This window comes from Chitinophaga agrisoli, from assembly GCF_008386695.1.
Taxonomy (GTDB): domain Bacteria; phylum Bacteroidota; class Bacteroidia; order Chitinophagales; family Chitinophagaceae; genus Chitinophaga; species Chitinophaga agrisoli.
The window spans coordinates 340,140-364,425 of sequence record NZ_VUOC01000002.1 but is presented as its reverse complement, the minus strand read 5'-3'; the positions used below and the strand labels follow the sequence as shown (position 1 = coordinate 364,425).

Annotated in this window: 21 protein-coding genes and 2 tRNA genes; 6 read left to right on the top strand and 17 right to left on the bottom strand. The window is 47.9% G+C overall.

What is annotated here, in order from left to right; genetic code table 11:
• A partial coding sequence (locus tag F0L74_RS08930) for an Ig-like domain-containing protein (RefSeq protein ID WP_188315924.1) occupies positions 1-5,051 on the top strand: 5,051 nt, incomplete at its 5' end.
• A gap of 1 nt (position 5,052) precedes the next feature.
• Positions 5,053-6,036, top strand: coding sequence for a PorP/SprF family type IX secretion system membrane protein (locus tag F0L74_RS08925; RefSeq protein WP_149837516.1), 984 nt, complete (start codon positions 5,053-5,055; stop codon positions 6,034-6,036).
• Between the two features lie 83 nt (positions 6,037-6,119).
• On the opposite strand, the gene F0L74_RS08920 is transcribed toward F0L74_RS08925, so the two are convergent.
• The 10 genes from F0L74_RS08920 to F0L74_RS08875 form a co-directional block, all read right to left on the bottom strand.
• The gene (locus F0L74_RS08920; protein WP_149837515.1) at positions 6,120-6,407 is read right to left on the bottom strand and encodes a hypothetical protein; all 288 of its coding nucleotides are present in this window, start codon (positions 6,405-6,407) and stop codon (positions 6,120-6,122) included.
• 188 nt (positions 6,408-6,595) lie between these two features.
• Entirely contained in the window at positions 6,596-7,315 is a 720-nt protein-coding gene (locus F0L74_RS08915; protein WP_149837514.1) for a hypothetical protein, read from the bottom strand.
• 242 nt (positions 7,316-7,557) lie between these two features.
• Positions 7,558-7,923, bottom strand: a complete 366-nt coding sequence (locus tag F0L74_RS08910; protein WP_149837513.1) for a VOC family protein — start codon at positions 7,921-7,923, stop codon at positions 7,558-7,560.
• Between the two features lie 109 nt (positions 7,924-8,032).
• Positions 8,033-8,104: transfer RNA gene (locus F0L74_RS08905), tRNA-Gly, on the bottom strand.
• An 81-nt stretch (positions 8,105-8,185) separates the two neighbouring features.
• Positions 8,186-8,911 (bottom strand): hypothetical protein, encoded by a 726-nt coding sequence (locus F0L74_RS08900; protein ID WP_149837512.1) that lies wholly within the window; start codon positions 8,909-8,911, stop codon positions 8,186-8,188.
• Positions 8,912-8,990: 79 nt separating this feature from the next.
• Positions 8,991-9,062, bottom strand: a tRNA-Asp gene (locus F0L74_RS08895).
• 55 nt (positions 9,063-9,117) lie between these two features.
• The gene (locus F0L74_RS08890; protein ID WP_149837511.1) at positions 9,118-10,218 is read right to left on the bottom strand and encodes an ADP-ribosylglycohydrolase family protein; all 1,101 of its coding nucleotides are present in this window, start codon (positions 10,216-10,218) and stop codon (positions 9,118-9,120) included.
• 455 nt (positions 10,219-10,673) lie between these two features.
• Positions 10,674-11,450, bottom strand: coding sequence for an HNH endonuclease family protein (locus F0L74_RS08885; RefSeq protein WP_149837510.1), 777 nt, complete (start codon positions 11,448-11,450; stop codon positions 10,674-10,676).
• 7 nt (positions 11,451-11,457) lie between these two features.
• Positions 11,458-12,951, bottom strand: coding sequence for an AAA family ATPase (locus F0L74_RS08880; RefSeq protein ID WP_149837509.1), 1,494 nt, complete (start codon positions 12,949-12,951; stop codon positions 11,458-11,460).
• Between the two features lie 39 nt (positions 12,952-12,990).
• The gene (locus F0L74_RS08875; RefSeq protein WP_149837508.1) at positions 12,991-13,284 is read right to left on the bottom strand and encodes a helix-turn-helix domain-containing protein; all 294 of its coding nucleotides are present in this window, start codon (positions 13,282-13,284) and stop codon (positions 12,991-12,993) included.
• 515 nt (positions 13,285-13,799) lie between these two features.
• Here F0L74_RS08875 and F0L74_RS08870 point away from each other — a divergent pair.
• The 3 genes from F0L74_RS08870 to F0L74_RS08860 are packed head-to-tail and all read left to right on the top strand — an operon-like array spanning position 13,800 to position 15,796.
• Positions 13,800-14,540 (top strand): SDR family NAD(P)-dependent oxidoreductase, encoded by a 741-nt coding sequence (locus F0L74_RS08870; protein ID WP_149837507.1) that lies wholly within the window; start codon positions 13,800-13,802, stop codon positions 14,538-14,540.
• 36 nt (positions 14,541-14,576) lie between these two features.
• A complete protein-coding gene (locus F0L74_RS08865) occupies positions 14,577-15,179 on the top strand; it encodes a TetR/AcrR family transcriptional regulator (protein ID WP_149837506.1) in 603 nt (200 codons plus the stop codon).
• Between the two features lie 35 nt (positions 15,180-15,214).
• Positions 15,215-15,796, top strand: coding sequence for a Crp/Fnr family transcriptional regulator (locus tag F0L74_RS08860; RefSeq protein WP_149837505.1), 582 nt, complete (start codon positions 15,215-15,217; stop codon positions 15,794-15,796).
• Positions 15,797-15,846: 50 nt separating this feature from the next.
• On the opposite strand, the gene F0L74_RS08855 is transcribed toward F0L74_RS08860, so the two are convergent.
• The 5 genes from F0L74_RS08855 to F0L74_RS08835 form a co-directional block, all read right to left on the bottom strand.
• On the bottom strand, positions 15,847-17,274 hold the full coding sequence (locus F0L74_RS08855) for an amidase (protein WP_149837504.1): 1,428 nt from the start codon (positions 17,272-17,274) through the stop codon (positions 15,847-15,849).
• 124 nt (positions 17,275-17,398) lie between these two features.
• The gene (locus F0L74_RS08850; RefSeq protein WP_149837503.1) at positions 17,399-18,172 is read right to left on the bottom strand and encodes an SDR family NAD(P)-dependent oxidoreductase; all 774 of its coding nucleotides are present in this window, start codon (positions 18,170-18,172) and stop codon (positions 17,399-17,401) included.
• A gap of 52 nt (positions 18,173-18,224) precedes the next feature.
• Positions 18,225-18,605, bottom strand: coding sequence for an RNA polymerase sigma factor (locus F0L74_RS08845; RefSeq protein ID WP_149837502.1), 381 nt, complete (start codon positions 18,603-18,605; stop codon positions 18,225-18,227).
• 3 nt (positions 18,606-18,608) lie between these two features.
• Positions 18,609-19,487: an RNA polymerase sigma factor gene (locus tag F0L74_RS08840; RefSeq protein ID WP_149837501.1), complete on the bottom strand. Its 879-nt coding sequence runs from the start codon at positions 19,485-19,487 to the stop codon at positions 18,609-18,611.
• A 32-nt stretch (positions 19,488-19,519) separates the two neighbouring features.
• Positions 19,520-20,164, bottom strand: a complete 645-nt coding sequence (locus F0L74_RS08835) for a DNA-3-methyladenine glycosylase family protein (protein ID WP_149837500.1) — start codon at positions 20,162-20,164, stop codon at positions 19,520-19,522.
• Positions 20,165-20,286: 122 nt separating this feature from the next.
• Between F0L74_RS08835 and F0L74_RS08830 the strand changes: the two genes are divergently transcribed.
• Positions 20,287-20,685, top strand: a complete 399-nt coding sequence (locus F0L74_RS08830) for an MGMT family protein (protein ID WP_246197665.1) — start codon at positions 20,287-20,289, stop codon at positions 20,683-20,685.
• 7 nt (positions 20,686-20,692) lie between these two features.
• Here F0L74_RS08830 and F0L74_RS08825 read toward each other — a convergent pair whose 3' ends face one another.
• Both F0L74_RS08825 and F0L74_RS08820 read right to left on the bottom strand, forming a co-directional pair.
• The gene (locus tag F0L74_RS08825; protein WP_149837499.1) at positions 20,693-22,288 is read right to left on the bottom strand and encodes a solute:sodium symporter family transporter; all 1,596 of its coding nucleotides are present in this window, start codon (positions 22,286-22,288) and stop codon (positions 20,693-20,695) included.
• Positions 22,289-22,313: 25 nt separating this feature from the next.
• On the bottom strand, positions 22,314-24,284 hold the full coding sequence (locus F0L74_RS08820; protein ID WP_149837498.1) for a glucosidase family protein: 1,971 nt from the start codon (positions 24,282-24,284) through the stop codon (positions 22,314-22,316).
• Between the last annotated feature and the right edge of the window lie 2 nt (positions 24,285-24,286).

Sequence of the window (24,286 nt, the reverse complement as noted above, 5' to 3'; positions counted from 1 at the left end):
ATATCAGCGATGGTCACGGTGGCACAACCACTGTCACAGTTAACATCACCGTAACCGCAGTCAACGATGCGCCTACTGGCACAGGTGATACTAAGACCACACCGGAAGACACCCCCATAAATAGCAGTGTCACAGGTAACGATGTGGATGGTGATGTACTAACGTATACCAAAGCAACCGATCCTGCTCATGGCCTGGTCGTAGTGAATGCCGGCGGTACTTACATTTATACCCCCGCAGCAGACTACAATGGTCCTGACCAGTTTACGATTGATATCAGTGATGGTCATGGTGGTACGACTACCGTGACAGTCAATATTATGGTTACCGCAGCTAACGATGCACCTACCGGTACTGGTGATACTAAGACAACGCCGGAAGACACGCCTGTAAATGGCAGTGTCACGGGTAGCGATGTAGACGGAGACGCACTGACTTTCACTAAAGCAACTGACCCCGCCCACGGTAGTGTAGTAGTAGCCTCAAATGGAGATTACACCTACACCCCGGCAGCAGACTATAATGGTCCTGATCAGCTTACGATCGATATCAGCGATGGCCATGGTGGTACCACCACTGTAACCGTTAATATCACAGTTACTGCAGTCAACGATGCGCCTACTGGTACTGGCGATACCAAGACCACACCGGAAGATACCCCGGTGAGTGGAACAGTCACAGGTACAGACGCGGACGGAGACGTACTGACTTTCACCAAAGCAACCGACCCAGCCCACGGTAGCGTGGTAGTAGCCTCAAATGGAGACTATACGTATACTCCCGCCGCAGATTACAATGGCCCTGATCAGTTTACGATTGATATCAGTGATGGGCACGGCGGCACCACCACTGTCACAGTTAATATCACCGTTACTGCAGTCAACGATGCGCCAACTGGCACAGGAGATACTAAGACTACACCGGAAGATACCCCGGTGAGTGGAACAGTCATCGGTACAGACGCGGACGGAGACGCACTGAATTTCACTAAAGCAACCGACCCTGCCCACGGTAGCGTGGTTGTAGCGTCAAATGGAGACTATACGTATACTCCCGCCGCAGATTACAATGGCCCTGATCAGTTTACGATTGATATCAGCGATGGCCACGGTGGTACCACCACTGTAACCGTTAATATCACAGTTACTGCAGTCAACGATGCGCCTACTGGTACTGGCGATACTAAGACCACACCGGAAGATACCCCGGTGAGTGGTACAGTCACGGGTACAGACGCGGACGGAGACGTACTGACTTTCACCAAAGCAACCGACCCAGCCCACGGTAGCGTGGTAGTAGCCTCAAATGGAGACTATACGTATACTCCCGCCGCAGATTACAATGGCCCTGATCAGTTTACGATTGATATCAGTGATGGGCACGGCGGCACCACCACTGTCATAGTTAATATTACCGTTACAGCAGTCAATGATGCGCCTACCGGTACCGGCGATACTAAGACTACGCTGGAAGACACCCCTATAAATAGCGGTGTCACAGGTAACGATGTGGATGGTGATGTACTAACGTATACCAAAGCGACCGATCCTGCCCATGGCGTGGTCGTAGTGAACGCCGGCGGTACTTACACTTACACCCCGGCAGCAGACTACAATGGTCCTGACCAGTTTACGATTGATATCAGCGATGGCCATGGTGGTACAACTACTGTAACGGTTAATATCACTGTTACCGCAGTCAATGATGCGCCTACTGGTACAGGTGATACTAAGACCACGCCGGAAGATACCCCGGTAAGTGGTACAGTTACAGGTACAGACGCGGACGGAGACGTACTGACTTTCACTAAAGCCACCGACCCTGCCCACGGTAGCGTAGTAGTAGCCTCAAATGGGGACTATACGTATACTCCTACAGCGGATTATAATGGCCCAGACCAGTTTACGATTGATATCAGTGATGGGCACGGCGGCACCACCACTGTCACAGTTAATATCACCGTTACTGCAGTCAACGATGCACCTACCGGCACAGGCGATACTAAGACCACACCGGAAGACACCCCGGTAAGTGGAACAGTCACCGGCACAGACGCGGACGGCGACGCACTGACCTTCACTAAAGCCACCGACCCTGCCCACGGTAGCGTAGTAGTGGCCTCAAATGGAGACTACACTTATACCCCGGCAGCAGACTATAATGGCCCTGACCAGTTTACAATAGATATCAGCGATGGCCACGGCGGCACCGCCACTGTCACAGTTAATATCGCGGTTACTACAGTCAACGATGCACCGAGTGGTACTGGTGATACCAAGACTACGCAAGAAGATACTCCTGTAAATGGTACCGTCGCCGGTACAGACGCAGACGGCGATGCACTGACCTTCACCAAAGCCACCGACCCGGCCCACGGTAGTGTAGTAGTGTCCTCAAATGGAGACTACACTTACACCCCGGCAGCAGATTATAACGGCCCGGACCAGTTTACGATAGATATCAGCGATGGCCATGGTGGCACGACTACCGTAACAGTTAATATCACCGTAACGGCAGTTAACGATGCACCGACTGGTACAGGTGATACTAAGACTACGCCTGAAGATACCCCGGTGAGTGGCGCAGTGACCGGTAACGATGTAGATGGTGATGCCCTTACATTTACTAAAGCCACCGATCCCGCTCATGGCATCGTAGTAGTGAACACCGATGGTACTTACTCCTATACACCAGCGGCTAATTATTACGGTCCTGACCAGTTTACAATAGATATTAATGACGGCCACGGCGGCACCACTGTAACAGTTAATATCACCGTAACGGCAGTTAACGATACACCTACTGGTACAGGAGATACCAAAACGACCAATGAAGACACCCCGGTAAGCGGTACAGTAACCGGCACAGATGTAGACGGCGATGCGTTGACCTTCACCAAAGCCACCGATCCTGCTCATGGCACCGTAGTAGTAAACCCGGATGGTACTTATACCTATACCCCGGCTCCAGGCTACAACGGCCCGGACCAGTTTACCATAGATATTAGCGATGGCCACGGCGGTACCACCACTATCACAGTTAATATCACCGTTACAGCTGCAAATGATACACCTACTGGCACCGGTGATACCAAAACCACGCCGGAAGATACCCCGGCGAGTGGTACAGTAACAGGTACAGATGCGGACGGCGATGCGCTTACATTTACCAAAGCCACCGACCCTGCCCATGGTGCTGTAGTAGTAAACCCGGACGGTACGTACACCTACACCCCGGCAGCCAACTATTACGGTCCTGACCAGTTCACAATAGATATCACTGACGGTCACGGCGGTACAACCACTGTAACTGTTAATATCACTGTTACACCAGTAAACGACGATCCTACCGGTGCCGGCGATACCAAAACGACCAATGAGGACACGCCGGTAAGTGGTATAGTAACTGGCACAGACATAGACGGCGACGCACTGAATTTTACCAAAGCCACCGATCCCGCCCATGGTACAGCAGTAGTAAACCCGGATGGTACTTATACCTATACCCCGGCTCCAGGCTACAACGGCCCTGACCAGTTTACAATAGACATCAGCGATGGCCACGGCGGCGCCACCACCGTAACGGTTAATATCACCGTTACAGCAGCTAACGATGCGCCTACTGGTACAGGCGATGCTAAGACTACGCCGGAAGACACCCCTGTAAATGGTACTGTCACCGGTACAGACGCGGACGGCGACGCACTGAATTTCACCAAAGCCACCAACCCTGCCCACGGCACAGTAGTAGTAAACCCGGATGGTACCTATACATATACCCCGGCAGCCAACTACAACGGCCCTGAACAGTTTACAATAAACATCAGTGACGGCCATGGCGGTACAACTACCGTAACCGTTAATATCACCGTTACGCCGGTAAACGACGATCCTACCGGCACTGGCGATACCAAAACCACCAATGAGAATACACCTGTTAGCGGCACAGTAACCGGCACAGACGTAGACGGAGACGTCCTCACATTTACCAAAGCTACTGATCCCGCCCATGGCACAGTGATAGTTAATACCGGCGGCACTTATACCTATACGCCAACTGCTGGTTACACAGGCCCGGATAGCTTCACTATTCAGATCAGCGATGGCAATGGCGGAACAACCACCGTCTCCGTTAACATCACCGTGCTGCCAGTGACTGCAAATGCCGGGATTACATTGGTGAAAGTGGGCCTGGTAAAAGGCAACAGTATCACATACATATTCAATATCGCTAATACCGGTACCGCGCCCTTACACGATGTAACCATCACGGACCCAATGATAGGCCTGACCAAAACACTAACGGCAGACCTGCTGCCAGGCACCAATGTTACCGAAACAGCTGTGTACACGCTTACGCAGGCCGACAGGGAAAGTGGCCGTGTCACGAACACAGCCACCGCAACCGGACAAACACCGGCAAATACCACCGTGTCAGATATTTCCGGAACCTCGGCTAATAATGATACGCCAACAGCATCCTCTGTAACACTCGCGCCGCAGGCGAATGATGATGAAGTGGAAACAAAAATGAATATACCGGTTGCTATCCCGGTGCTTGCAAATGACGACGCCATGCATTCCGATTTTGATCCCGCAACCGTGGTGATCATTGCAATACCTAAGCACGGCCAGGTGATAGTTAACGAAGACGGTACAGTGACCTATATACCAGAGAATGGCTATATCGGCGATGATGGCTTCAGCTATCAGGTAAAGGACAAAGACGGTTACCTGACCAATATAGCCGTAGTAAAAGTGAACGTAGTGGTGGCCGATATTAAGATCCCCACACTGTTCACCCCCAATGGCGATGGCAAGAACGATGCATTCGAAATACGCGGCCTGAACCGGTATCCGGAAAATGAACTGGTAGTGATCAACCGTTGGGGAAATGAGGTATTCCGGCAGAATAATTATCAGAATAACTGGAAAGGCGATGGATTGAACGAAGGGACATATTATTACCTGTTACGCATTAAGAAAACCGACGGATCAGGATGGGAAGTGTTCAAAGGTTATACTACCATCATCCGTAAATTCAAACAATAACATGAAAAGAGGGCTTATATTGATGGTGTGTTTACTGTTGGGCAGATTAGCGTCTGCCCAGCAGGACGCACAATTCAGTCAGTACATGTTCAATGGCATCTATATCAACCCGGCCTATGCCGGTTACAAGGAGGTGCTTAACCTGCATGGCTACTACCGCGCACAGTGGACAGGCGTCGAAGGGGCGCCCCGCAGCTTCTCCATTGCGGGAGACGGCGTTATCAATGATGGTAATGTTGGCTTGGCGCTGCAGATCGCCAGCGATAAACTGGGTGCGCAAAGTACACAGTCGGTGTACGCCAGCTATGCATACCGTATACGTATGAATGAGGATGGCACCGCCCGCCTGGCATTTGGTATCAGTGGTGGATTGGTGCAATTAGGTATTAATGGCGCCTTACTGTCCACGCAAGACCCGGAATTGGATATGCCTGGCGGCACACAGAGCACAGTAGTCCCGGATGCCAGAGCAGGCGTGTTTTACGCAGATGAGCGCTTTTACGCCGGCTTTTCCGTGGATAACCTGCTGTCCCCGCACATGAACAAGGAACGATACATCTATATCCCACAGCCCAGGCCACACTATTATTTTACCGCCGGTATGTTGTTCCCGATAAGTGAGCAGATCCAGTTTAAGCCTTCTTTTCTGCTGAAGGATGACCGGGGTGGTCCTACCAGCCTGGATTTAAACGCGTTTATCCTCTTCCAGGACAAGATCTGGCTGGGCGGTTCCTACCGCTCGCGGGTAGATCTGTATAGCAAGGATTATCTGCAAAAAACATTGATGAACCGTAATGCGGCGGTAGCCGCGGTGGAGATCTTCCCTACGCCTAACCTGCGTGTAGGGTATGCCTATGATTTTTCAATAGGGCCCTTGGAAACATATAGCCATGGCTCACATGAACTGTCAATAGGGTTTACATTTCCTCCTGCCGGAGAGTGGGGGAAAAAGGATTATCGGGTAGGTTGTCCTAAAGTCTTTTAGAGGGGCGGGTAGGGGGAGCCTCAGCTCCTTTCCTATTTATAGATAAGAAACCTGGTAACAAATCCCGATTAGAATAAGGGATGCTAATCCTTTACCCGCTGCAGCAGCTTCCTGCTTTCTTTACTTACAAACGTAATAGGCACAAACTTGTCCGTAGGCGCGCCTATATAATACACCGTCCACTCCGGATCATGATGCGATAGCATTTCACTGATGCAATCTGCCCGGTGTCCCATTGGATTAGAGCATTCGTCCCAGTAAAACAGCTCTACCCGGTAGTGCAATTGTTGTTTCTGATTGTTGATGGTTACCTCTACTTCTATTTCCTGTTTACCCGGAAGGGGAGGAATAGGAATAACAATATGGCTCATGAGCTTTGTATTATTACTGCTGTAACCGCAAGAAGATTGCCATAATTAAAGGACGGCAGAATATGTTATTTATGTATAGTGTTTTTTTATAATTGTCCAGATATGAGCGACAGGTGTCCGGAAATGGACAGGGAGAACAAAATACCGCCACCTGCCTTGCATAGCGACGGTATTTTATCAGGTTGCAATTATTTTGAGCTGAGATTAGCTTTGTAAATAAGCAGTTCTGTCCAGCGTTGCTTTACGGCATCAGCATAATCCTTTAGCCAGGTTTCAAATGAGCCAGCCCCATATACCGCATTATAACTGTCCGGTAATGGCTTACGGAAAGTGCCGGATAGTTCCTTCAGGCCATTTTTTAAACGGGTTACCATTATAAAGCCCGGCTCCCCGGAGGCTACGGTGGAATATACGGCTACAGATATACTGTCTGCTTCCCAGACCTTCTGCAACTTTTTAATGAGCTCCCGTACAGCGCCTATCTTACCCGGATTAGCCGTTGCATGATTGATAATTATCTTGTCAGCATAGTCTGTTATTTTTACGGTGCCCAGGTCTTCCTGGAAATCATAAAAACCGCTTTCGCCAGGGCCTTCAGTAAATGGTAATACATTTTTTATCCAGTCCTGCGTATGTTCGGCGCTGATGTCGCCGCGGCCATCCAAAGCCTCCCAGCTGTTGGGCCCTTCTGTGATCAAATATCCGCCATAATCAGGCCCGGATTCAATATTCCATACCCGCCATTTTACATCTCCCGTATGATATTTTTGCGCATGACTGGTAAGCGCTTGTTCAAATTCGGAAACCTTATCATTTTTGGCAAAAACACGATTGGCGGTAATAACTGTTTTTGTCTGACCTATTCCGAATAGCGGAATAAGCAAGAACAAGAAGGAATACTTTCTCATATTGCAAGATTTTGGTGATGAAGAAATGAAACATTCCTTCCCTGCATTGTTTAACTATGAATAGTGCCGTCTGGGGTAGGGGCAGTAACAAATTAGTAAGGATATATACGATGCTCAGTGCCTGGCTACAGTAGCTGCCTTGGCGTTATTACTGACTAGAGGGAGAAGCCCATGCATAGGCAAGGTACGTTATTTTTTTAATTAGCCATGATTTCTGAAGACCTGCACGAGGGGCAAAACTTTTACCTCGAAAACATCCCAAAATGCCACAATACTCCCGACGGGTCGTGCAGAAAACATTCTTTCCCCCAATCATAGGTCCGGATAGGAGTTAGCTTTACATGTTCATACTTACTCGTCAGATCCAAAGCCAATAATTCGTTCCAGTAACGGTCTACATCATCTACTTCTAAAAAGATCATGGTATTGTCTATCCAGTCCTTCACATACGCATCCTGTAAATAAAATCCAAGGTCTCCTGTTTTAAATAAAGACATATCATGGCCCAGTATACGTTCCTCGAAGCCCAGGTCCTGGTAAAACCTACGGGAGGTGTCGAAATTCCTGGCGCCAATAAATGGCCGGATAGATGTAGCTTGATGATGCATGACGTTTTGTTTTATGCGGATGGGGATGCTGTAGAAACGGATCAGCCGGGGTCGGCATGGCTATATGAAGATACAAAAAACTGGCATTATTGAATACCGGACAAATGCAACTGGCTGGCGGGAATCGAACCTGCGTTTTTCCCTGGCAGAGAAAGTGTTTTTCCAATTAAACTACAGCCGGTTGCTGGAGCAAAAGTATGAAATAATATTTTATGTTGCTGGAAAGCAGGAAGAGGCTAAGCCTGCATTGAGAGCATCCCTGTTACACGCTGATCACAGCAGCCCGGGCTGCCTCCTTTTTCTTCCCACTCGCAAGATTAGACAATGCAATAAGCCCTGATCCGGCAATTATAGTACCCCCTAAAAACGGAAATCCTGCGCCTACCAGGTCTTCCATAGAAGAGGAGAAGAGAAATGGCAGACAGAAAAGCATGCCAAACGTGCCCAATAAAATAGCGGTATAAGCGCCCGTTCTTGCGATCCGGGAAGCATCGATCAGTGGTTGTTTTGCAGGCGGAGCATAATGGAAAACAGCTTCCCTTAACGCTGCCGTTTGGCAGTGGGCAAAGTCTTCAATACTCCATGTACTGATGGGCCTTGCGTGACGGCCATCCCTAAAATCCTGGTAGAAGGTGCGCCACAGCTCAGGCAGGAACAATGCGCCAAAGATAAATATGGCAAAGCTGGCCAGCGTATGATTGCCGTTGCCCAGCATAAAGGCTTGCAGGCGGATTTCATCTACCGGCGTCATTTTATAATCCAGCAGCACATGCTTAAGATCGTGGCTTTCGAAACCGGGTACGATGCGTAGTCCGTTGCGTTGCAGGCAGTTTGCAATATCCTTTCCTAAAGTGCCTTCCGGCAGCTCGGCCAGCTGCCTGGTCTTCTCTTCATACACGGCAATATCATAGAATTGTTCGATCGTCCATACAGATAGGTGAAAGGAATGGCGGATAATACGTCTTGCAATCGACTGGAAGATATTCATGGTACGGGTTTAATACCACGGAATATAACAATTATTTGATCATTTATTCAGGTACGTATAACCGTGCGCAAAAAATGCAACAGGCTGACAGGAATCGAACCTGCGTAACCATCTTGACAGGATGCCATTTTTCCAATTAAATTACAGCCCGTTGCGGCTGCAAATATATAGAAATAATGTTTGACTGTTGATGATAGAACTGTTGCTCACGATATACCCATTCGCAAATACCCATCCGTCAGCGTCATCAACTCATTCTTCAGCGTTAACACATTCACCCAATCCGCTGGCAACGCCTCCATACCCCATGCGGCGCCCAGGCAATTCCCAACGATCGCCGCAACGGAGTCCGAATCCCCGGAATGATTAGCCGCCAATCGGATCACCGCCTTAAAACTATCTGCCGTAGCTGGCGCCTGGCTGGCTGCCAACAGGCAATAAACCGTTTGGCTCAGCACCGGTAAGGCCAGGAACGGGTTGCTATCATTAGCGCTCCCAAGCAGCTCAATAGTATCCATATTTACGCCATACTCGGCAATGGCCGTTTCCGCTGCCGTCCACGCAGCCAGTAAAGGCAGGTTATCTGACAAGCCTTTAATGCTTTCCCTGGTGGCCGTTAACGCTGCTGTTATATGCTGCTGTTGCAGGCAATTAGAGATCAGCGCCGCTGTCGCCGCTGTCGCGTTCAGTGCATCAATATGGCCATGGGTGATAGCGGCATTATTAAGCGCCATCTCCACAACATCCATATGGCTATAAAGGAATGCTACCGGCGCAATACGCATCATACCGCCGCAACCGGCATTGGGCTCATTCATCCGTTTATCGCCTATCATACAATCGTATTGTACCGGGCGCAGAAAGCTGCCGCGTTTGCCCGTTAATAAGGCGGCCAGGGTGCCTTTACCCGCAGCGCAGCGGTACAGGAAAGGATGCAGATAACCCGGAATAGTGGTATCATCATGAATAAAGACCGCCATATTCTCCCCATATTCCTGCCGGGAGCCCCAGGCCAGGTAATATTGCCACTGTTTTTGGAGAATGTCGTTCCGCGACCGGGAGCCGGCTTCTATGATCCCCGCCAGCGTACAGGCAAGCATGGTAGTATCGTCTGTTACAACGCCCAGCGCTGCAGGCGCCGCTCCATCCCAATGCCCCTGGTAGGGTAGAAATTCATGTGATCCGTTTTTCCCGTATTGTTCCCTCAGTTTGTCAAGAGAGCGGATACCTTCCAGCGGCGCTCCAAAAGCATCGCCAATTGCTCCGGCTAAGATGCAGCCTTTGATTTTTGACTCTGTGTTGTTCATAGGACTAGTTCCCCCTTGCTGTGCAAAGGATGGGTTACTTTTACGGCATAGCCGTTTTTGTGGCGGGAAAAGTAGTTATTTGTTTTCATTTTTCAATGGCAGGTACGTGCTAATTTACATGGCCGGTGGTTGTCTGCGGGATTGGGAGATACAAAAAAAGCCTTTCGGGCACCGGTACCCTATGTGATGAGTTGAAATTCAATGTAGTTCGCCTGCCCCTGGTGATATTATCCTGGGCAAAACCTTTTAACGCTATCAGGTAACCCGTATCAAGGTGAATTTGTGGGAGATGGACGTTAATCAGGCAGCTCTTAACTTGTATAGCTTTTTTGGAGCGCCTGCCTGCCTGTCCTGGGTGTAAGGAACTGAAAACTGAATAAAGTTATCCAAACCTCAATAGGGCCTATATTGGTAATGTATTATATTTAAACTTATTAATCAATTGCATGGGATTTTTAAATTATGCTTTTGTAATATTGAAAAAACCATTTGTATTTTAATACTTCTTCTTCGTAAGATGGCTTTCCGGTAAAATTTTCGATAACCTTTGTGCCATTAAAAAGTAAAATTAGACCATAAATTTCGTCATTAATTACTTCGTCATTAATTTGGCTTATATCATCGAATCTCTGGGACAATTTGTACCAAATCATACGAATAAGTCTTAAAGGACTATTGGCCAGCGATAGTCCTAACGCTCCCAAATCATTTTCATATTTCTCACTGTATGTATTGCCTGCTTTATCATACTCAACGAGCGTCTCAATGTTTGCATCAAAAATTAAAGGTGCTATTTTTTTATTGCTTCTGTAGTTATTGCAATGAAGGTTACTGTCGCAAGAAGCAATTAAATTATGATAAGCGATATCGTGTGGATACTGGGCTGGCGGAATTATTCTTGTTCTCTTATCAAAATCTTCTTTGTGAATTACATTATCTATTAATTCAGAGGTTGTTAGATAGGCAGGAAAATCTCCAACGTTTATTTTGTGAGGAATGATATGTTCCAATGTCGTATTTCTTGAACTAATTTCTTTCATGCAATAGCAACATAAATTACTTTGCTCGCCTAACATCAGGGACAAAATTGGATTACGATAGGGAGGTTTGCATAATCCATCATAATCGGCAGCTTTATAAATTGTGTCTACAGGATCCCAGCAATTGTTTAATAGCGCGTCTACAACCTGCTTGCCAGCACTTTCATTAATTGACTTATCGATATACTTCATATATATATTACAGATATGCCTTTTTTTGATTCTCGATTTCGTCTTGTAATAAACTAGGGATTTCTCCTCCTAAGTAGTCTTTAAGTTTTTCAAGTATTAATGCAGCCTCTGACTCTTTTTTCTTCCCAAATAATACTAAATAAGCATTTATCAATTTATCAATAGTAGAAGAACGATAGGGGCTTTCCATTACTTCCATCAAGTTCGTAGTGTAGTCAATGCCATAGATGTTTTCCACTGGTTCCCAGTAGAATTTATTTCCTTCGTTTTCTAAACGTATAACTTTGTCTTCCTCTGTATTGGCGTTTAAGTTGCTGATCACCAGCGGAGAATGAGTACTTACAATAAATTGTATTCCAGGAAAGGTATTCTTGAATCTATTTAAAACTTCCTGCTGTAGCGTTGGATGAAGATGAAGCTCGATTTCATCAATAATTACGATGCCGGTTGGTTCAATATCTTTATTTAAAATAAAACTTCTGTAGGCGATATCGAAAACAATAGAGAAAAGCCGCTTGTACCCCATTGGTAAGTTGTCGAAAAACATTTTTCTGTTATCTGCAAATTCAAATTGGATATGTTGTTCCGATTTGCTCGTGCCAATAACTTTTATCTGTTTTATCTCAAATTCCCTGTTAATGAAATTGTATTTTTCCTCCAATGGATCGGTAAATTTTTTGAGTTTATTATCTATAAAATTTAGTTCAATAAATTCAGGATCTTTTTTTAGTTCATTCCTTACTACCTCTAGTTGTTTTCTTAATACTTCCGTTCTATGTTCCATTTCAACGATATTATCGGAATCTGGTCCATTGTCGAGTATTAAATATAGATCATTTAGCTCGCTTATGATGCTAAACTCCGGGCGTTTAAAGTTATTTAATGAGGTGTATATTTTTGTATACCTCTCTTTCCACATGCCAATACAGTTGTTTTTTTCATCCCATTTGTAATATCCAAAATTTCTTGGTAATCCATTCTCAGAAGTGAAGATTTTCTTTACATATGCGCTAATATTGGCTTCAATATGGGGGAATGAATCGGAAAAATAGACTAGAAGAGGTAACGGTTTGCTATCATTATTTTCATTATAATATTGTTGAAATTTTTCGAATGCTCTTTTGTACTGCGAAGATGAAAGACCTCCTCCCTTTTTCTCCTTAACCATTGCCCAACTTAATTCTTCATTGTCGAAGGTTGCTTGTCCTGTTATTTTTATGGGGTAGATATAATCATTGGTTTCATTATCAAACCTGGCATCAAATGTTCCTTTATTGTCTATTGAAGCGATTTTTAGGTCGGGGGAACTGGTTCCAATTGTCTGCATCCCTTTAATTTCATTTTTAGCAAATGGAAAACTAAGGGAGTAAATAAGTCCGGTTAAGATGTTTGTTTTGCCGGTACCATTTTTACCAATCAGAACCGTTGTTTTCCCTCCAAATGGAATTTCATAATTAGCAAAGCATCTGAAATTCTCAATTGTCAATTTTTTTATTTGCATATATAGTTATTGCGGGATTTGTAATCTGACGGTGGAGTACTATTTTTTGTCATTTTTTATTTTTTGTCTGGCAGCCTCTAGAACTTTATATGCTAAATGCTCCTCTTGCAAATCATTAGCAACTTTATCACTGAGCCATTCTATAAGTAAAGTTTCTTCATCCAGATTGTAAAATTTGGCAAACTTCAAAACTTGTTCCTTTGTGGGTTTCCGCTCGTTGCGTTCGAATTTACTAATAACAGCTTGGTCAATTTCTAGTTTGACTGCAACTTCTCGAAGGAGTAGCCTTTGTTTTGCTCTTTCTATTCGTATTAGTTCCGCAAAATTTGTCATGGATATAAGTTTTGACAAAACTTGTCAAATATAGGCAATTTGGGTGACGCGTCCTATAGAGCAATATATGTCGGATAATTTTGGAGTGGTTAGCCTTTGTATGAATTCATAACAAATGCAAAAAAAAGCCACCAGGAAAACATGGTGGCCGGTAGTCAATCGAAACAATCTAAATCGTGCCCTTTATCTGATATTTTTAAATGCGTTTTGTATTAAAACGGGAAAACAAAGAAAAAGTACCATCGAAGGATAAAGATTACTTATAAAACAAGCGGTTAGATGCATATGGCCGTGCCGCTAGTCGGATAAAAAGGTCATTAGGGAATACCGAATGGTATACGGATTAAAAAAGCTGAACCACAGTCATCATTACCTACACCCTCTATAATTGCTCATTTTGTCAGAACCGTCATTTTTATGTCTTTTTATATAACGATCGTTATATGTATGCCTGTTTTCCCCATACCTTTGTCCCACCATCGAACCAGACACAATTATGTTAAAGCTTCATCAAAATGGAAAAAACAACAAAACAAGTAGCGCTGATCACCGGCGTAGGAAAACAGACAGGCATTGGCTTTGAAGTAGCACGGCAACTCGGCGCAATGAATTACAGCGTTATCATCACATCAAGAAAGCAGGAAACCGCCGATACGCTTGCAGCCGTTTTAATGGCTGAGGGCCTGGATATTGTGCCGCTGGCCTTAGATGTGACAAATGAAGACATGATCCGGTCTCTGGCCCAAAAGATTGACCAGCAATACGGAAAACTCGACGTCCTTATCAATAATGCAACCTTATTCCCGGATCAGTATGATACCGAACGTGCAGATCTGCAGGAGATCAGAAATGTCTTTGAGAGTAACTTCATCGGTTCCTGGGCCACGGTTAAGTATTTCACGCCATTATTAAGAAAAAGCGAACATCCGAGAATTGTTAATGTATCATCAGGTTCCGGCTCTTTCGGCGGCGAAGGGTACAATCTCGTTAACCCCTGGCGGGATATTATCTCCGCCTACAGTATTTCCAAGGCGGCCTTAAATGCGTTTACCCTAAAAGCCGCTATCGATCTGAAAAAGGATGGTATTATGGTCAATGCGGTGACGCCTGGGCTGACAGCCTCCTACGATACTTTTGCAGACTATGGGGGAAGACCGGTTACCGCGGGCGCAAAGAGTATCGTGTCGGCGGCAACTTTACCAAAGAACGGGCCTACTGGCCAATTTTTTAAAGATGGACAGGTGATCTCCTGGTAATTATATCAACAGCGCCCCACACGCTATATTTGCAATATGAAGTTTGTTCCAAGATCAGCGGCAACGCGCCAGCGCATTATAGAAGCAACCGCTGAGCTATTTAATAAAAAAGGGCTGCTGGGTACCTCTGTCAGCGACCTGGAAAAGGCTACCGGGATGACCCGCGGAAGTATTTATGGTAACTTTGAGAACAAAGATGCGGTAGCGCTGGCAGCATTTGAGTTTAACTGGGAACGGAAGCAAAAGCTGCTTTTGGATGGCGCTGATAGCCACAATTCCTATAAAGACAAATTGCTGGCGCATGTGCTGCTGCATCACCCATCGGCTAAAACGCCTTTCACTCCCGGCGGCTGTCCTTTACAGAATACAGTTGTAGAAGCAGATGATACCAATAACCTGTTACGGGCTAAAGCAGCAACAGGGCTGCTATCCTGGACCAAAAATATCACCGGCATCATTGAAAACGGCATAAAAGCCAATGAGTTTAAGGCGGATACCGACAGTGTAGGCACTGCGCTGCAGATCATATCGATCATTGAAGGCGCCTCATTGTATTTCCGTTCCACCCAGGATATGAAATACGTCAATAAGTTGTTGGATACAGCAAAGAAAATTATTGACGACATATGTAAAACCTGAGAGGACGCCGCCAAAATGACTTTATTTTTTAAGACATGTTTGATGTATTTGAAAAATATCTGAATGGATTTTGTGAGATCTCACAGGATGATCTTGAATTGATCCGTCATGCAGGCACGGTCAAAAAACTGCGCAAATGGCAATCACTACTGCACGACGGAGAAAGCTGGAGATCGATCTGTTTTATCAGCAGCGGTTGTTTGCGCCTCTATCGTTACGACGAAAACGGCAATGATCACACCGTCCGCTTTGGTATTGAGAATTGGTGGATCGGGGACCAGGAAAGTTATTACCAGGAAAAACCGGCCAAATATAACATTGAGGCCCTGGCAGCCAGCAGCGTGATCTTGTGGACGAAACCGGCCTGGGAAGAGCTGATGCAAAACATACCTGTGCTCCGGGATTTTTTTGACCGTCTTTCAAACAGCGCTTTTGTAGCCAGCCAGCAACGCATCTATTCACTAATCAGCGCTTCTGCGGAAGAGCGCTATCGCGAGTTCCAGGAAACCTATCCCAGTGTGTTCAACAAAGTTCCCCTGCATATGGTCGCCTCTTATCTTGGCATTTCGCGGGAAACCCTGAGCCGGGTCCGCAAAGATCTTTCAAAAACAAAATAAACCTTCAGGAGCAACCCTAAAGGTTTATTGTATACGGTTAACTACCACTTTTAGATGCTGGGATACAGCACGGTATCAGTGCTGGTTGCTTCCAGTTGCGACGCAATATGCAGGATGGTCGATTCCGCTAACCAGCTGCCCACCACCTGTACATTGATCGGCAGGCCTGTTTTACTGGTACCAAAACGGACAGACACGCCCGGCAAACCAGTGATGTTCAACGGCACAGTAGCGCTTTGCAGTAAGAAAATACTTTCCTTTTGCCCTTTGGGTTCGATCGTCTCAATATCATGCCCATGTGAAATAACCGGCAATACAGGAGTGATCAATGCGTCGTATTGCTGGAAATATGCCGCAAAACCATCACGCAGCCGCTCGGCTGACTGTTCCGCAGCAATATAGTCTTCGAATGTGGTTTCAGCGTATGCTAACACCGCATTCACATATTTGAAGACCAGTTCATCAGGCTGACCGGCAATAGCCGCCCGCATCGCCGGTTTCATTTCCATCATATGCAGTTTCACATAATAATCCAATGCGAATTCTTCCTCCAGCACCGGAATGCGAACTTGCTCAACGGAGTGTCCCAGTTGCTTAAGCGCATCAGCGGCAGCTGCCACCGCAATACCAATTTCGGGATCGATAGGTCCAAGGCCCGGCTCCACAAGCCAGCCGATACGGAGTTTTTTATTGGTGATGTTACCAATACCTGCGTCAACATGTAGCGTACTGGAAGAAAACCCATCCTGTCCATCAGGACCAGCCAGCACGGAATAAGCCAGTTGCAGATCGCGGATGGTGCGCGCCATAGGGCCAACATGCCAGAAACGGCGTGGGGCACGCGGCCATATACCCGTCATCGGAATGCTGCCATGGGTAGCTTTCAAAGCAACAATGCCGGTCAGTGCGGCATGCCCGCGTACGGAAATGGCAAGATCGGTCCCTAATCCCAATGGAGACATACCTGCCGCAACGGCTGCGGACTCGCCACCGCTGGAACCGCCCGGCGAAAGTTGCAGATCCCATGGATTGTTTGTCCTGCCGGAAAGCAGGTTGTTGCTCTCTATCCAATAAGAGAACTCCGGCAGATTTGTTTTTCCGATCAGGATACCACCCGCATTTTTCAGCCGGGCAACCGTAGTGGCATCGGTGTCCGGTGTGCGGCCTTTAAAGATTGGCGAACCCCGCTGCGTTAATAGCTTCGCGGTGTCGATCGAGTCTTTTGCAGTAAAAGGCACGCCGTGCAGGGGCCCTAATGCATCGCCCCTTAACACGGCGGCTTCTGCCGCTCTAGCGGCATTCAAAGCGGTATCTGAAATTGTTACGATGGCGTTCACCTTTGCGTTAACCGCCTCAATGCGGTCAAGATGTGCCTTCACTACTTCAACTGGCGAAATTTCGCGGTTGCGGATCAATTCCGCTAATCGCGTTGCGTCCTGGTAGTAAACCGGATCGGTTTTACTTTGTTGCGTATTCATACTACACGTATTGTTGTTAAAAATGTACTGCGCTTTATGGTGGCGCTGGCACAAAATTATCGTATGAACGCCCTTCCCAACGGACGCAGATGACACAATATCACATTGACATTTGTCACAGTTTTTAATTACGACCCGCGCCCATACCGCCGTCAACATCCCATACCGCTCCGGTGATCCAGGCTGCATCATCAGACAACAGGAAAGCAATCGTCGCCGCAATCTCCTCAGCACGGCCATTACGCCCTAACGGATGCATGGCATGTAGTGTCTTATATACTTCCTTCGCATCTTCCGGAGAGCCCGCCAATTCATCCAGCACACCCGTTTCCACCACGCCGGGGGCAATCGCATTCACCCGTATATGATCCGCCGCCAGTTCCATGCCTACCTGTTGGGTAAAAGCCTGCAGGCCTGCTTTGGCCATAGAGTAGGTAGCCGTGGGCGTTGCCTTTACTGCCCTGGTCGCCCAGTAAGAACCAATGTTCACAATAGCGCCGCCTCCAATTGCTTTCATCTTTCTGGCTACTGCCTGAGTAATAAAAAAGAACCCGCGGTTGATATCCAGGAATGCATCATAATCATCCGGAGTAGAATCCAGGAAAGGTTTAGGTGCAAAGAAACCAGCAGCATTTACCAGGTAATGAATTGGACCAAGCGTGTCCAGTTCATTAATAAAGGCTTCCACATTGGATGCATTGGCCAGGTGCACAGTTTTGCCTTCAACAGCGCCAAATGCGCTTAATTCTTTAACAGCGGCTGTTACGCTTTCCTGTGATTTGCTGGCAATGATCACCCGTGCGCCATAAGACAATAACAGTTGGGCGGTTGCTTTACCCATGCCGCTGGATCCGCCAATGATCAAAGCTGTCTTCTGCTGAAATGTTTGTTGTTGCATGTTCGTTTGTTTTCAGATTGGACGCAGGTCTTTTACAACTGTGACAAACTTTTTAATTAAAATGATGGAATTGTTGGATAAGCGGGTCAAAACGCAGGCACCGAAACAGGTCATTGGCAATATCAATATGGATAGGCGCTGTGGCAGCGGCCTCAGTGGCGTCCTGGGGTGGAAGCTGGTCAAAATGCTGCAGGGCCAGCACTTGCAGCCAGGTACGGAATGTCAGCTGGCGATCGTAGGTGGCAATGACTGCGATCATTTTTACAAATACCTGCCGGGCCCATTCATAGGCTTGTTGCGGATTGCCGGAACGGCTTAGCGCCAGGTCAAATACAAAATGCTGGTAACGTTGGATCAATTGCTGCAGGGCAGGCAACACGCCCTCGCAAACCTGGTTAACCAGGTGCTGGTCCTCCTGATCGTTAATATGCATGGGTTATTGGTTCAGCAGGAATAAAGCCTTTACATTGGGGTCCATTAGCAGGGAGGCGATCAGTTTATCTTCTTCCGGCATGGGCTCATACGGTTGCGCGGTGAACAAACTTAGATACTTACCCTCCATTAACTGGTCAAGCTCCTTGTTCTTTAGGCCTACCAGGGCGCCAATGCTTTCCAGGGCATCAGGGGTGAACTGCCGGGTAACCGCATCTACCTTGCCTTCTTTGATAAATCCTTTGGTCTTTTTATGACAACGGCAGGGATTGTTGGGATTGATGAGTCCACATTTGTTATCCATGAACTGGAACAGATCATGTTTGGCGCGGGATAGCTGTTTACGGAAATTCTCCGGGGTTATATCCAGTAATTGCGCCGCTACAGGTGATTTCAGGTTGAATATCGCCCCAAGGATCAATATAATGCGCTGCTCGCGGTCCAGGCATAGCAGGGTAGAGGCCATGCATCTGTTACGCACGTCTATGATCTGTTCCCGGTATTCGTCCCGCTCGGCGGCGGTCATATCTTCTCCGGAATGCAGCTCTTCACACACAACGCCCAGTTCCTCAAAGGAATGGATATCTTTTTCGGCTTTCTTACGCTGGGCGCTCAGGAAATGGTTCATGACCATCCGGTACAACCAGGTGCGGAAGCTGCTTTTAAACTCGAACTGGTGCAGCCGGGTCAGCATCCTGATCAGCACTTCCTGCGTAAGGTCAGCGGCATCGTCTGCATCGCGCACCAGTTTCAGCGCCAGGTTGTAAATAAACCGCTGATGTAACCGCACCAGCTGTTCAGCGGCCTCCCGGGAGCCGGCATATACCTGCTCTATCAGTGACCGGTCCTTAGTTTCGTCGTACTGTGCTGCAAATGGGTACATAAAACGAATTTTTAAGGTTAGACGCACGTTTTTTAAAACTGTGACAACTTCTCCCGCATGGGTGATGACAGGTACAAATGCCAGAGCATCATGGTGGCCACAGACCGGTAGGGCTGCCAGCCGGCCGCTATTTCCAGCAGGCGTTCCCTGGGTGTATCTTTCGGCAGCTTCTTAAGCCGTTTAAGGGCGTTAACGGCTGCCAGGTCCCCAATCGGGAATATATCGGTGCGCTGTAATACAAACATCAGGTACACATCAATCGTCCAGTTGCCAATGCCCTTTAGTGTGATCAGTTTTGCCCTTACCGCGTCGTCAGGCAATTGCGCCAGCATGTTAAGATCCAGGCTGCCGTCCGCCAGCGCCATTGCCAGACCTCTGGTATAGATCGTTTTCTGACGGCTGAAATAACAAGCTTTTAACTCCTCATCAGTCAACGCCAGGAACCTGGCCGGCGTCACCTCCTGTAACCGTTCTTTCAGCTTATTCAGGGCAGCCAGCGCAGAAGCCAGGGATACCTGTTGCTCCAGTATAATATGAACAAGGGTCTCAAAACTGTTAGTCCTGGTCCACATGGGCGGATAACGGTGCGTTTGCAGGATCATCGCCAGATCATCATCTGTAGTAGCTAATTGGTCACATATCTGCTGGAAGTTCTCTTGATTGAATTGTTGTATCATCGCTCACCATAACCCGGCTCCGGGCATTTGGAACTAATATACTCGTTTTTAAATACTTTTGGGAATTGCTTATCTTTTGCCATCATCGCAAACAGGCAGTACCTGCTTAAAATATCGGAAACATGGCCATTTCAAAAAATAATAAGACCGGCAGTACAGCTGCTATGAAAGAACGGTTAATGCCCGTAAAACCATCCGGGAAAAAAGATGAGCCAGTCTCAATGGTGGATCTTATCCATGACCTGGTAAGACATATCCCCAAAGGCCGGGTAACTTCATACGGCGCGGTAGCTAAGGTGCTGGGCGTGCCCAATCCCAGGATGGTAGGCCATGCTATGGGCGTATCAGCCAGCAACGGCAAGGCGTATCCGGCCCACCGGGTGGTCAACAGCGCGGGCCGTTTATCAGGCGGGCACCAGGATGGCCGTAAGCAGGCGCTCGAAAAAGAAGGTGTAGTGGTAAAAGGAGATAAGATCATTGATTTTAAGACCCTGTTCTGGGACCCGGCCGTAGAGTTATAGCCGCTTACTATGCCCGGCTGGCCAGCGTAAACAACACATACACCCCCACCATCATCGCCAGCAACGCCACTGTCCATACATGCCGCCCTTTCCAGGGCGCTACATCCACCACATTGCTCACCACCGGTACATACGGCACAGGCAAAGGATAAATACGCCCAATGACCAGCATGATCACACAGGTGATCACAAACAGGATAGCCAGCACATGCAGGAAATGTAACCCGGTAGGAAATACCGTTTGCGTAAACCCGTAGGATAGGATAAAAAAAGCCAGCCCCACCTTGGCCGCCAGCGGCGGCACCCGCCGGGTCAGGAACCCCACCAGCAAAATAGTGAAGATAGGCACGCTAAAGAACCCGCCTACCATTTGCAGGTAGTTATAAAAGCCGCCCTTCGCAAAAATGATAAAAGGGGCAATAAACATGGCCAGTAAACAAATGCTCAGCTCAAACCGTTTGGCAACACGCAGTAGCTGCCGGTCGTCTGCCATACGCTGCTGTTTTTCCAGCCAGGGTTTGTATACATTCAGTATAAACAGGGTGCTGGCGCTGTTAAGCCCTGCATTGTAAGTGGTAAAAGTGGCCCCAAACAGGATGGCCGCCATATAACCCACAAACACCGGCGGCGATACATCGCTCACCATCCTGGGAAATACTTCGGCCGTATTATGCAGGCTGCTGTACATATGTACGGCTATCAGCCCGGGAATATTAATGAGCAGGGGAGAGAGTATCTTTCCAAAACAGGCCAGCGCAATACCTTTCTGACAAACAGCCAGGTTGCGGGAGCCCAGTACCTGTTGTACAATATATTGTTCCGTGCCCCAGTAATAAAGGTTTACCAGTAACATACCGGTAAAAAGCGTGCTGAAAGGCACGGAATCTTTGGGGCCGCCCATCACCCGCATATGCTCCGTTTTGGAGGATAGTATCACGGCCAGCCCTTCGCTGATGTTGCCGTGCCCCAGGTAACGCAGGCCAAACCAGGGCAGCAGGATGCCCCCGGTAAACATAGCGGCGCCTAACAGCACGTCTGAGACCGCAATGGCCCGCAGCCCGCCCAGTAAACAATACAGCCCGCCTACTGTGCCCATGATCCATACCAGGATCCATATACTGCTCCAGTAGCTGATACCGTAATGATCAGAAAAATGGAATAAACCGTTAAACGCCACCGCTCCGCCATATAATACAGATGGCAACAGGTTTACAATATAGTTAACCAGGAAAATGAGCGAAACAATACGCTTCACGCTGCTGTCATACCGCCGCTCCAGGTAATCAGGCGTAGTGGCTATACCCGTGCGCAGGTAAATGGGCATAATGAATTCAGATACGATCAGCATAGCGGCTACGGAGGTCATGCCCCAACCTATTACGCTCATATTATTAGCATACACCAGCTCATTCTCGCCCACAAAAAGCACCGTATTGATATTGGCAAACAGCAGGCCGCTGCCTACCGCAATAAAACCCAGGTTGCGGTTGGCCAGGAAAAAACCCACGATCGTGTTAAGCCGCTCCTTTCTTGTCTGGTACCAGGATATAACACCAATCGTACCCGTTATCAGTAAAAAGGTAAGGAGTGTTGTTGCATTCATACAACACGGAAGTTAACAGAAATATTTAAAAATCCACCCTTACCGGGTTCCTCCCGTCCCATGGTATGGTTTTGATCACCCGTCCGCCAGACAGGACCTGGATGCTGTATTGGCTGGCGCGCCGTTTAACCGTTATATCAAAATCCCGGTTAAAGGCCCGGATGTTCCGTAAGGCCATTTGATTCCACTCCTTAGGCATCCGCGGACAAATATAAAAAGCATTAAAGCTCACCGGATCAAACCCAAACAGCCCTTCCGTGATCACCCGGCAATACAACCCGCTTTCTGCTGCCAGGTGCCGCTGGTCGCCTTCCGGCCATGCCTCTATCGCATAGGGCACATGGTTGCCCAGCAGCCGTTGGGCGGAGTAGTATTTAAGATAGGGCAGGGTGGTATCTACCATGCCGGCGCGCAGCATACCGCGGAAAGCATACAGGGTAGACCGGTCCCAGAAGGTTTTGGAACCTGCCTCCGTTAATATGCCGTTTTTTGTCCACAGCCGGGGAGAGAGCAACGCCCGTACCGTGCCCGCTTTTCGCTCAAAAATGTCCATCACCAGGGGGATACAGATCCAGGAGCGCAGTACCGTATTGCCATCGTAATACTGGTAGGTAGGATAACCTTCTACCGTAGCGCCAAAATAACGCTCAATGTCTTTCCTTAACTGTACCGCTGCCTGCCGCAGCTGTTGGGAGACTGGCTGCAATCCCAGTGTGGCGGCCAGCCGGGAGGCATATACATAAGCGCCGTAAGCCAGCACGTTGGTGGAGAGATTGATCTTACCGGCTTTGAACCGGCCTTCCAGCTCATCAGAGTCAGAGGTGATCACGCCCTCCGGGGTAGTGTGGCGGCGCAGGTATTCATTACACCAGGAGATCAGGGGCCACAGGCGTTTAGCCGTGGTGGTATCGGCGGAGTATAATGCAAACAGCGAAGCGCCATAGGCGATCATGGCCTGGTCGCCGCGGTCGCCGGCGCCATGCCAGGTGCCCGTACCTTCTGCAATAATGGAACTGGGGATAGGTTTGTAATCATCATTCATATACCCGGCAAACAGCCGGAAAGCGTTCCTGGCAGATTCATTGCCCTCCGGGTATCCCAGGAAAGGGAAAAAGGGATTCACATACTCTGCCTGGTCATTGGCCCAGATGGCGGCATAATAGTCGCCGCCGCCCGGCGCATGCATCAGGCCCTGTTTAGTATCAAAAATGCTTTCCGCCGCCCGTATCTTGGCAAAGCCAAACATCCGGTTGATGGTATCATTGGGCGTTTCCAGCACCAGCGAATGTCCCAGTTGCGCTACCAGCGCTTTCCTTTTTTCCAGCTCATAAGCGGCGGAGAAGAAATAAGGCCCCTCGCTGGCTTTATAGGCAGAGATCACCACGGCAAACGCATGTTGCTCCCCCGGCTGCAATGTAAAGGAACCGCCATCATATACCCGGTAATTCAGCGTGTAGGCGCCATACACGCCTTTACTGGCATCCGTTACCATACTGGTGTCCTGCATGGGGATGTTTATCATGACAGGCTTTTTCCCGGTATTGGAAAGTGTATACTTTTCTATATAGGCCGCTTTCTCTGTAGATGGGAATATTTGCCGGGTGATGGTAATACCGTTGCCGGCGCTGCTTTCAGATTGCAGGTAACCTTTTATATAAAATGATTGCGGTACTTCATGCAGGTAAGCGCCATCGGATTTTACGGAATCAATGATATGCTGTTCAAAGGTCCGTATCAGGCTGCCACGGGTATTATTGGGAATAGTGCGCAGCATGGGGAAAACAAGCTTCCGTTTCAGCAGCAACCCGCCCGTACTGTCTTTTCCGTAGTAGATAATAGCGGAGATCCTTTTACCGCTCATCTCTATATGGTCTGCATGGATCTCGCCATTTTTGATCTGCCATCCAATTCCTCCGTCGGGTAACAGTTGCCATTTTAACTGGGCATGCAATGGGTAGGTAGCCGCTAACAGCAGCCAGGTCAGTAAATATCTCATCT